This is a genomic window from Streptomyces sp. NPDC047022 (assembly GCF_040644155.1).
Classification (GTDB): domain Bacteria; phylum Actinomycetota; class Actinomycetes; order Streptomycetales; family Streptomycetaceae; genus Streptomyces.
In genome coordinates this window covers 350,739-361,611 of the sequence record NZ_JBEYVV010000002.1, presented here as the reverse complement: position 1 = coordinate 361,611, position 10,873 = coordinate 350,739, and the positions used below count along the sequence as shown (strand labels likewise).

The 10,873-nt window shown below is 72.8% G+C and carries 7 protein-coding genes; 1 reads left to right on the top strand and 6 read right to left on the bottom strand.

All coding sequences use genetic code 11. The annotated features are described in order from the left end of the window. Positions 1 to 119: 119 nt before the first annotated feature. Positions 120 to 1,748, bottom strand: a complete 1,629-nt coding sequence (locus ABZ845_RS05075) for a DUF6350 family protein (protein WP_360973044.1) — start codon at positions 1,746 to 1,748, stop codon at positions 120 to 122. Positions 1,749 to 1,844: 96 nt separating this feature from the next. Here ABZ845_RS05075 and ABZ845_RS05070 point away from each other — a divergent pair, with 96 nt between their 5' ends. Next, positions 1,845 to 2,984 (top strand): sigma factor-like helix-turn-helix DNA-binding protein, encoded by a 1,140-nt coding sequence (locus tag ABZ845_RS05070; protein WP_360973042.1) that lies wholly within the window; start codon positions 1,845 to 1,847, stop codon positions 2,982 to 2,984. Positions 2,985 to 3,086: 102 nt separating this feature from the next. Here the strand turns inward: ABZ845_RS05070 and sucD are convergent, their stop codons facing one another. The 5 genes from sucD to ABZ845_RS05045 all read right to left on the bottom strand — a co-directional run bounded on the left by sucD (position 3,087) and on the right by ABZ845_RS05045 (position 10,750). Then, positions 3,087 to 3,971 carry a succinate--CoA ligase subunit alpha gene (gene sucD / locus ABZ845_RS05065; protein WP_360973040.1) on the bottom strand — a complete coding sequence of 295 codons (885 nt, stop codon included), beginning with the start codon at positions 3,969 to 3,971 and terminating at the stop codon, positions 3,087 to 3,089. Positions 3,972 to 3,992: 21 nt separating this feature from the next. Next, a complete protein-coding gene (gene sucC / locus ABZ845_RS05060) occupies positions 3,993 to 5,174 on the bottom strand; it encodes an ADP-forming succinate--CoA ligase subunit beta (protein WP_360973038.1) in 1,182 nt (393 codons plus the stop codon). A 601-nt stretch (positions 5,175 to 5,775) separates the two neighbouring features. Further along, entirely contained in the window at positions 5,776 to 6,921 is a 1,146-nt protein-coding gene (locus ABZ845_RS05055; protein WP_360973036.1) for a hypothetical protein, read from the bottom strand. A gap of 245 nt (positions 6,922 to 7,166) precedes the next feature. Next, positions 7,167 to 8,366, bottom strand: a complete 1,200-nt coding sequence (locus ABZ845_RS05050; RefSeq protein WP_360973034.1) for a VWA domain-containing protein — start codon at positions 8,364 to 8,366, stop codon at positions 7,167 to 7,169. Next, on the bottom strand, positions 8,363 to 10,750 hold the full coding sequence (locus ABZ845_RS05045) for a DUF5682 family protein (RefSeq protein ID WP_360973032.1): 2,388 nt from the start codon (positions 10,748 to 10,750) through the stop codon (positions 8,363 to 8,365). Before ABZ845_RS05045 ends, ABZ845_RS05050 begins: the two co-directional genes overlap by 4 nt. Positions 10,751 to 10,873: the final 123 nt, after the last annotated feature.

Sequence of the window (10,873 nt, the reverse complement as noted above, 5' to 3'; positions counted from 1 at the left end):
CCGCATCAGCGTGCTCTTCGCGATGCTCCGCGACGGCACCTTCTACGAACCCAGAACCCCACGCCTCGCTTGACGAAAGACATAGAGGCACCCCCCCCACGCACCCGCAAGGAACCGCGTCACGCCTCGAAATCGGCCCCCCGCCCGGAGGGCCCCGGCTCCGGCAGGAACGGATCCTCCGCCGGCAGTACCTCGTACGGCTTGAGGTCGGGATCCTCCCACGCCCCCTCCGGCTCACCGCCCTCGTCCCCGGACTGCCCGGGCGCGGGAAGGGCGGGCCTGTAGAGGGGCTTGTCCCACATCCACTCCCACTTACCGCCGCCCGGGACCTGCGCGGGTTCCGAGGCAGCCGGCGCCGGCACCACGACCGGGGGCACCGTCTCGCGGGACGTCCGTGTGCCCCGCAGCGGGCCGCCCCGGCGTAGCCGCCAGACCCTCGCCCCCGCTGCCACCGGCACGCCCACCGCCACCACCCAGCCGGCCGCAGCGGCACCCACCTGCCAGCCCACCGGCCCGAACCGCGCCAGCGCGGCCACCCCGAGCGGTCCGCCCGCCGCCTGCGCGAGCACCCCGGTCACCACCCCGCACACCACCCCCGCCACCACGGCCGCGCCCACGGTCCGCCCGGCCGGCCACACCGAGTCACGCCCCCGCCCGCTCCCGGCGCACGCCGCCCGCGCCACGAACCAGCCGACCGTCACCCCCGCCGCCAGCGGCACAGCCCCCACCGTCCACAGCGACGGCCCGCCGCCCGCTCTGGGCACCGCCGCCAGCAGCGGGAACGGCGGCAACAGTTCCGGGGGCCGTGCCATGGACAAGGGCCCCATCACATGCCCCACACCCAGCACGAACCCCGGCCCTAGCCCGTACGACGCCCCCCACACCGCCGCGTTCGGCACCAGTGCCACCGCGAGGAGCAGCACCGCGCATCGCCCGGACCACCCGTTCGCGAGCTGGAGGAACGTCGCCCGCGCCGCCTCCCCGTGCCACAGCAGGGCTGTCCCCACGAGCAACGCACCCCCGCCCATCAGCACGGCCACTCCGGCCAGGGCGGCCCGGAGGGAGTCACCCAGCCGTACCCGGCCGTCCCGGTCGACCGCCCCCACGGTCAGCACCAGCCGCACGACGGAAGGCAGGTCCAGGGCGTGGCGCACGGCACGTGGCAGGGGTCCGTACGGGCGCCCGTACGCCGTCCACACCCCGACGCCCACCGCCACGACGACCACCAGCGGCAGGGACATCGCGCCCCAGGTCCAGGACGGCCGCAGCGCCCCGCCCGAGGCGTACAGCGCCGCGAGCACCCCAACTCCGAGGTAGCCGGCCGCCACCCCGCACCACGCCATCCGTGCGCCGACGAGCGGCGCGTCGTCTTCCTCCGTGTGCCCCCCGTACGCCCCGTCGCGGCCCGCCCGGTGCAGCAGCCACACCGGCCACAGGGCCAATAGAAGCGGGGTCACGCCCACGGGCGCGGGCACGCCGGAGAGCGTCTCGTCGCGGACGAGTACGACACCGTGCGCCAGCAGCCACAGCCCGGCCGCCAGGCGGAGCGCGCCGCCGGAGCCGTGGTCGGGATAGGGCAAGCTGATCCACAGCACCATCACGAGCAGGGCGAACGAGCCGAGTCCCAGCACCGCGGCGCCCGCGCCCCCCAGCAGGCAGTCGCCCAGCCCGGGCCAACGGTCCTGCAACCGTACGAGCAGGGTCGACAACGAGGTTCGGCGGCCGGTCCTTTGAGTCACGTCCGCCATCGTCCCAACGACACGCGCTTTCCGGGCGTAACGGGCAAACCGCCGATGTGTCGCCCAGTATATGTTTATGTACTTTTTCACACGGAGGGCCGCCTCGTGAAGCAGAGTCCTGCCTCCACGCTGCCACGGCCCAAGGAATGCCGACGTCTGCGCAGGACCCAGTCACTGACGCAGACTCAGATCGCCTCCAGGCTGGGCGTGTCCATCGAAACCGTGCGCGACTGGGAGACCGGCCTGGCGACCCCGCGCGGCCGGAAGCGGAGGGCGTACGCGAGGCTGCTCGCCGAGTGGGCGGCCCAGGAGATGTCCGCCGTCCCGCGGCCGGACCCCGGCCACGACGACCCGTCCGGCACGCATCATGACGTCCCGTCATCCGCCCGCATCGTCCCCGCCCCCTTCTCCCGGATCTCTCCGAAGCTGGACAGACCTCTGCCCTCGACACTGATGCCCTGTCAGGCGTTCGACGCGCTGTACGAGTTCTGCGGCGACGCCCTCGTACGGCAGACCTATCTGCTCACCGGCCGGCGCGCGCTCGCCCGGGAAGCCGCCGAACGGGCGTTTCAGCTGGCGTGGCAGCGCTGGCCCGAGGTCGCCAAGGACCGGGATCCGCAGGGGTGGGTGCGTGCGGCGGCGTACGACTGGGCGCTCTCCCCCTGGCATCGCTTCCGCCCGGCCTACCGGCACCCGGAGGCGCCGCCCACGGACCCCGCCGACCGCGCCCTGCTGCACGCGCTCCTGACGCTGCCTCCGGTCCAGCGGCGCACCGTGGTGCTCTACGACGGCGTAGGGCTCGAGCTGTCCGCGACCGCGGCCGAGACGCAGGCGTCCACCTCGGCGTCGGCAGGACGGCTGCAGCGTGCCCGCGCGACGTTGACGGCACTCGTACCGGAGCAGGCGGGGCGGGAGGTGCTCTCGCGCAGACTCAACGAACTGGCCTCCGCGGAAGGTCTCCACACGGACCAGGCACCGGTGGTGCGGTCCGTGGGCGAACAGCGCACCCGTCGCTGGACGCTCGCGGCGTGCGCCTTCACGGCCCTGATCATGGGCGCGACAGCCCTGACCCTCCAACTGGCGGCGGACCACTACGAGCGGCCGGTGCCCGGTGGATCGGCGATCGAGGACATCCCCGCCCCGGTCGCCCAGGGCCCGCTCTCCGCCCGCCAGCTGCGGCTGGAGGCGCAACTGAAGGCGCAGGCGCACCACGGGCCGGAGCGGCTGGTCCCGGAGACCCGCTAGGGTCCTTCGTCAGGATCAGGCCCGCTGACGCACCGGCAGAAACGCCGATGGGCCCGCCCCCACCACGGGGTACGGGCCCACCGGCGTTCAGCCGGGAATGCCTCAGCCGGCCAGGATCTCGCGCGCGAGCTTCGCCGTCTCGGTCGGCGTCTTGCCGACCTTGACGCCGGCCGCCTCCAGCGCCTCCTTCTTCGCCTGGGCGGTGCCCGACGAACCGGAGACGATGGCGCCCGCGTGGCCCATGGTCTTGCCCTCGGGCGCGGTGAAGCCCGCGACGTAGCCGACGACCGGCTTGGTCACGTTCTCCTTGATGAAGGCCGCGGCCCGCTCCTCGGCGTCGCCGCCGATCTCACCGATCATGACGATCAGGTCGGTGTCGGGGTCGTCCTGGAACGCCTTCAGCGCGTCGATGTGCGTGGTGCCGATGATCGGGTCACCGCCGATGCCGACACAGCTGGAGAAGCCGAGGTCACGCAGCTCGTACATCATCTGGTACGTCAGCGTGCCGGACTTCGAGACCAGGCCGATACGGCCCGGCTTGGTGATGTCGGCCGGGATGATGCCGGCGTTCGACTGACCCGGGGTGATCAGACCGGGGCAGTTCGGGCCGATGATGCGGGTCTTGTTGCCCTTCTTGCCCGCGTACGCCCAGAAAGCGGCCGTGTCGTGCACCGCGATACCCTCGGTGATGACGACCGCGAGCGGGATCTCGGCGTCGATGGCCTCGACGACCGCGTCCTTGGTGAACTTCTCCGGGACGAAGATGACCGTGACGTCGGCGCCGGTCTTCTCGACGGCCTCCTTGACGGAGCCGAAGACGGGTACCTCGGTGCCGTCGAAGTCCACGACCTGACCCGCCTTGCGCGGGTTCACGCCACCGACGATGTTCGTGCCGGAGGCCAGCATGCGCTTGGTGTGCTTCTGGCCCTCGGAGCCGGTCATGCCCTGGACGATGACCTTGGATTCCTTGGTGAGGAAGATAGCCATGGTTGTCTGTGACCTCGTCCCTTACTTCGCGGCCGCAGCCAGCTCGGCGGCCTTGTCGGCCGCGCCGTCCATGGTGTCCACACGCTGCACGAGCGGGTGGTTGCGGTCGTCCAGGATCTGGCGACCCAGCTCTGCGTTGTTGCCGTCGAGGCGCACGACCAGCGGCTTGTTGACCTCTTCGCCCTTGGACTCGAGGAGCTCCAGGGCCTGCACGATGCCGTTGGCCACCGCGTCGCAGGCGGTGATGCCGCCGAAGACGTTGACGAACACGGACTTGACGTCCGGGTCGCCGAGGATGATCTCCAGGCCGTTCGCCATGACCTCGGCGGAGGCGCCACCGCCGATGTCGAGGAAGTTGGCCGGCTTGACGCCCTTGTGGGCCTCACCGGCGTAGGCGACGACGTCCAGGGTCGACATGACCAGGCCGGCGCCGTTGCCGATGATGCCGACCTCGCCGTCGAGCTTGACGTAGTTGAGGTTCTTCTCCTTGGCAGCCGCCTCCAGCGGGTTGGCGGCGGCCTTGTCGTGGAGCTCCTCGAACTCGGGGTGGCGGAACTCGGCGTTCTCGTCCAGGGAGACCTTGCCGTCGAGGGCGATGACATCACCGGAGGCGACCTTGGCCAGCGGGTTGACCTCGACCAGCAGGGCGTCCGACTTGATGAAGGTGTCCCACAGCTTGATCAGCACGTGGGCCACCTTGTCGGCGACCTCCGCCGGGAACTTGGCCGCGGCCACGATCTCCTGGGCCTTGGCCTCGTCGACACCGTCGATGGCGTCGATCGCGATCTTGGCGACGGCCTCGGGGCGGGTGGCCGCGACCTCCTCGATCTCCATGCCGCCCTCGACGGAGGCGATGGAGAGGAAGGTGCGGTTGGCGCGGTCGAGGAGGAAGGAGACGTAGTACTCCTCGACGATCTCCGGAGCCGTCTCGGCGATCATCACCTTGTGGACCGTGTGGCCCTTGATGTCCATACCGAGGATGTCCGTGGCACGGGCGACCGCCTCGTCCGCGGTGGCGGCCAGCTTCACACCGCCGGCCTTGCCGCGGCCACCGACCTTCACCTGCGCCTTGACGACCGACTTGCCGCCCAGTCGCTCGGTGATCTCGCGCGCCGCCTCAGGCGTGTCGATGACTTCACCGGCCAGCACCGGTACACCGTGCTTGGCGAAGAGGTCCCTCGCCTGGTACTCGAACAGGTCCACGCGCTTCCGTCCCTATCAGTGATCTCGCGGTTCGTTGGATGCGTGGGCGTGCCGCGAAGGGCAACGTGACGTCCGCTCTGTGTCACAAGGGAGGCGCACACGGTGTCCGAGCGCGCGGCATGTCCGTCTCGCAGGTTATCCCCGCTGGAGGTAGGGCTCTAAATCGCAGATCACACCTGAGCGGTGATACCTGTCACATGTGCGCCCCAGCAGCGGACACGGCCCGCCCTCGGCTGTTACGGCGAACGGGCGAAAGCGGGCGGCAGGGTCCCACCGGGTTGGGGTTGACCCGGTGGGACCCCTTTCGCTGCCCCTGAGGGCTCGAGACGGGTAAGCCCCACCCCAATGGGGCCACCCGCCCCGTCCGCGAGGCTTCGACCAGGGGCCGACGGATTTCGGCCCGCCCGGTCCTGGACCTCGCGGAGTCGGTCGGGTGCCGTGCCTGCGGGCACGGCACGGCACGGCATGGCATGGTCGGTCGATCGGCTCGTGCGGCGCCAGGGGCCCTGAGCGAGAGGGACCCGGCGCCCCTTCGTCACCGGTGACCGCGTGACCGTCGAACAAGCCGGCGCAGAGGTCTCGCCGGAAGGAGGGCACAGCCCTAGCCAGGGAATACCGGGATGCCGCGGTGCCGGTCCCGGGCCTCGCCCGCCGCGTGGAACACGGTGGCACCGCGCACCAGCGGCAGCGGTGCCCAGCGCTTCAACGCGACGGCCCACGCGGCGCCGTGCCCCGGTACGCCTTCGCCTGCGGCGGTCTCGTCACCGAGCACGCCCGTCGGGTTTCCGTCAGGCGTATCGCAGGCACGCCTGACGGGTGAAGGGCATGACGGGCCCGCGGCGGCGGTGAGTCGCGCACGGGCGGTGGGTACGGAGTGGGCGGCGCCGTGTGCCGACCCCGAGGCGCCGCGTGCCACCGGGCCGCCCCGCGGCCCGTGCGCGCCGGCCTTCTGCCGCTGGGCGGCCGGACCGGTACCCACGGGCGACGACCATGAGCCGGGGGCTCGCGGACCGCTGGGAGGCTCCGCCGGGGATGGCACGGACGGCGCGGACGGCACGGAGGGCGTCGAGGGGAGCGGTGGAAGCTGTGGAAGCGCCGCACCGCCCGAGGGCACGTTCACCAGCCCTCCGGTCACCGCTGCCGCGACCCTTCCGACGGTACGCACGGACCCGATGACCTCACCACCGAGCGGACGCAGAGGCCCCTCGGCGACGGGCCGCACCACCCGGTGGACGGTGCCGTCCAAGGAGATGCCGGAGACCGCGGGGAGCCGAGCGGACGCGGGACGGATGACGGCCCCGGTGCGGACGACGGACGCCGAGGAGCGGTGACGGCCGGGCAGGGAGGGGCGGTGACGGCCGGGCGCGGAAGGTCGAGCGGCGGGCGCGGTGCCCGTCGGGTTCGCAGTGGCGCGCGGCCCAAGGGCGGTCGCCGGGTGCCCTCGGTGTGCGACGGTGGGCTCGTGCGGCCCCCTGGCCGTCTGTCCCGCCACGACTCCGACGGCCCCTTCGACGCGCCGTACCGCGTCACCGGCGAACCGCGCGGGGCCGGACGGGTGACCGGCCGTGACCGGAGCCGGCGATGCCACCGGCGTTCCGGACGCCGCATGCGCCTGCCCCTCACCGAGGAGTCCCAGCGCGAACAGCCCGCTCACCAGCAGCGCCAGTTGCAGCGCGCGCCGCCCGGCCGCCGTACGCACCACGCGCAGTGCGGCACCGGGAGAAGGCAGTGCGGCTGACAGGGTCACGACTGGGAGAGCCTCCGTACGGCGGAACGAGGTGCCGTGAAACCAGGCCCCGGACAGCGAGGTACCGCGGAGCGGACACGGCGCACCATGCAATGGCGAAACGCCGTCGATCCTCGCATGGGACTCCCGCCGTTGCGCAAGCCCCTGTTACCGATGGGTAGTCATATCCGTTTTCCTGCCCTCGGTGCCCTCTGCCCGGTTCTGGCACCACGTTGTGTCCATGTGTCCGCCAGACCGCCACACCGTCATATCCCCTCCGGTATCGGGAGCGGACGCTTCTCGATCGCCGCCGCCATCACTTCGGGGAACAGTTCGGGCGTGCACGCGAACGCCGGAGCCCCCAGCGCCGCGAGGGCCGCCGCGTGCTCGTGGTCGTAGGAGGGCGCCCCTTCGTCGGAGAGCGCCAGCAACGACACGAACTGCACTCCCGACGCCTTCATCGCCGCCACGCGTTTCAGCATCTCGTCGCGGATCCCCCCTTCGTACAGGTCGCTGATGAGGACCACGACCGTGTCCGCGGGGCGCGTGATCTGCGACTGGCAGTACGCCAGCGCCCTGTTGATGTCCGTACCGCCACCGAGCCGGGTGCCGAACAGCACGTCCACGGGGTCGTCCAGTTGGCCGGTGAGGTCCACGACGGCCGTGTCAAAGACGACGAGCCGGGTGGCGAGGGAGCGCATCGACGCCAGGACCGCCCCGAACACGGACGCGTACACCACCGACGCGGCCATCGACCCCGACTGGTCGACGCAGAGGACGACCTCCTTCTTCACGGACCGGGACGCCCGCCCGTACCCGACCAGCCGCTCCGGCACGATCGTGCGGTGCTCCGGCAGATAGTGTCTGAGGTTCGCCGCGATCGTGCGGTTCCAGTCGATGTCGTGGTGGCGGGGCCGGGTGACCCGGGTACTGCGGTCCAGGGCTCCGGTGAGCGTGGCCCGGGTCCGGGTGGCGAGCCGCCTCTCCAGGTCGTCGACGACCTTGCGGACCACCACCCGCGCCGTCTCCCTGGTGGTCTCCGGCATCGCCTTGTTCAGCGAGAGCAGTGTGCCCACGAGGTGCACATCCGCCTCGACCGCCTCGAGCATCTCGGGTTCGAGCAGAAGCGCGGACAGCCCGAGGCGGTCGATGGCGTCGCGCTGCATGACCTGGACGACGGACGAGGGGAAGTAGGTCCGGATGTCACCGAGCCAGCGCGCGACGGACGGCGCGGACGCCCCGAGCCCCGCCGAACGGTCGTGTCCCTGCCGCTGCTTGTCCCCTTTTCCATAGAGCGCGGAGAGGGCGCCGTCCATCGCCGCGTCCCGCCCGGTGAGCGCGTGGCCGGTGCCGTCCGCCGCGTCTCCTCCGAGGACGAGCCGCCAGCGCCGCAGCCGTTCGTCGGCTCCGGCCGCCCGGTCGCGCGCGGGCGCGGTCTGCACCCGGCCGTTCGTGTGCGTGCTCATCGCCCCACCTCCATGACGTCGTCTGCTGCACCGCTGCCGGGCTCCCTCAGGCCGAGCAGCAGGCGCAGTACCGGTACCACCGCGTCCGCCCGCCCGCTGTCGAGTCCGGAGGCGAACCCCGGCAGGCCCGGGCCGGTGACCGCGGCATTCGTGGGCGCGCCCGGTCCCCGTCGCACCAACTCGCCCAGCGTGCGGCGCACTCCGGACTCATAGGCCGAGAACGTGCGCCGCAGTAGCGGCAGTACGTCGGTGAAGGCGTCCGGCGGCACGCCGGTCAGCCATGCGTCCACCAGGCCGAGCAGCCGCTCGTCGTGCACGAGCAGCAACCCGCCGCCCAGGCCGCCCCCGACGAACCCCTCGATCCACGCGGCCGCGTCCCCGGGCGCCGTGCCCGGCGACAGCACGAGCGCCATCAGCCGTGCCGCCTCGTCGTGCGAGAGACCGCCGTCGTCCAGGAGCAGTCGAGCGGCGCGCCCGCGCACGACCCCGGCGACGGTGTCCCGCCCGGACAGCACTCGCAGAACGGAACGCCACCGCTCGCGTATGCCTCGCGGTTCCGGGACCCCCTCCTCGAGCAGGGCCACCGCGCCGTGCACCGCGTCCACATGACGCCGCATCTCCCCGGCGGCCTCCTCGTCCAGAGCGGCGCACGCCGGAGGCAGTCCGACGAACACGCGCTCGGCGAGTCCGGCCGCGACGCCCGCCAGCGCTCGTGTGTCCGTGGCGCGCACGTCTCCGTAGCGCAGGGAGCGGACCAGCGCGGGCAGTGCCTGGGCGAGGTGCCCGACGTCGGTGTCCAAGGCGGCCCGGTCGGCGAGCGCCCGCGTCACCACGGGCAGCGCGTCCGGTAGCTGGGCGAGCAGGCAACGCTCGGCGAGCGCCGTGACATCGGCGAGCGCCCGTGCGGCGACCGCGTCCGCCTCGGCCCTGGCGGTGGCGGCGGCGTGCACCGTCGTCCCCCACACCCCGGCCTCGGCGACCCGCACCGCGAGCTCCGGCTCCCAGCGCAGCCGCCAGGTCTCCCGGAACGTCCCCGTGCCGGTGCGCGAGGCCATGGCCTCTCCCCAGCCGATCCCGAGGAGCATCAGGCGGTGCAGCACCCGGCTGCGCTCGGCGTCGGTGTCCTTGCGCAGATCGAGCTCCAGCTCCCGCTCCTCCGGTTCGGGTCTGAGCCTGAGCCGCTTCTGGAGACGGGCGAGGTCGCGCTGCAGCGGGACAGCCGGTGCCGACGCGGGCACCTCGCCCAGGACGTCACCGACCACGAGCCGGTCGTACACCAGAGCGAGCGGCACATCCGAGCCCTCGCACATGACCGCCCGTACCGCGTCGGTCGTCTCGGTCAGTCCCGGCAGCGGGCGTCCGCGCAGCGCCGCGAGCGTTCCGGCGAGCCGCACCGCCTCGATCACATGCGCGGACGACACGACCTGGCCCTCTTCCCGCAGCAGCCGTGCGACCTTGGTCAGCCATCGCTCGACGGGCCGGTCGGGGGCACCGAAGAGATGGCCGTACCAGCCGGGCGAGTCGATTCCCGCGCCGTAGCCGCCGGCCCGGGACAGCCGCCGGTGGGTCCAGGGCACCCAGGTCATGTCCGTTCTCACCTTGGGCAACCCCTTCAGCAGGGCCCGGTCGGCGGTGACGGTGCTCTTCTGCCGCAGCGCCGGCACATGCCAGGCCCCGCACACCACGGCCACCCGCTCACCGAACTCCCGCCGGGCGGCTCGCACCTGGAGTCGCATGTACGCCTCGCGCACGAGGTCGCGCTCGTGCCCCCCGGCGCCGTATGCCTCCCGCAGCGCGGCCATGGCCTCCCCGAGCGCGGTGAACGATGCGAGCGCATCGCCCTCGCCCCGGTGCTCGACGGCGTCCTCCCACCACCGCTCAGGGTCGTCGTACCCGGCGGTCTCGGCCAGCACGGCCAGGGGATCGACCCGCACGGCGTCGCCGGAGCCGCGCGACGGCCCCGAGGCGCGGGCCTCCGGCTCAGGCCCCGCCTCTGCCTTCCCGTCCTCCTTCTCCCACGCCAGGGTGTGTGCGGCGGGCAGGTCGATGAACCGGGCCGGGACGCCGTGCTCCAGGGCCCAGCGGATCGCGACCCACTCCGGGGAGAATTCGGCCAGCGGCCAGAACGCCGACCGACCGGGCTCGTCCACCGCGTGCGCCAGCAGCGCCACCGGCGGGCGCATCCCCTCCTCGGCCGCGAGGTGGATCAGCGGGTCCGCCTCGGGCGGCCCCTCTATCAGCACGGCCCGCGGACGCGCCGCCGCCAGCGCGGCCCCTACCGAGCGCGCGGAGCCCGGTCCGTGGTGGCGCACCCCGAGCAGCAGCGGCCCCACGTCCGCCGAACCGCTCGCCGCTCCGCCCGGCGGCCACTCGACGCCTGTCACACCGTCCCCCTCACCGCCGGGTCCTGTCCGGTCCGCCGTCTTCGCGTGCTCCCCCGCCGCCCTGCCCGGCCTGGGCCATGGGGCCGTGCACCCTGCTTCCGGAGTTCCACGAGGAGCCGCTGC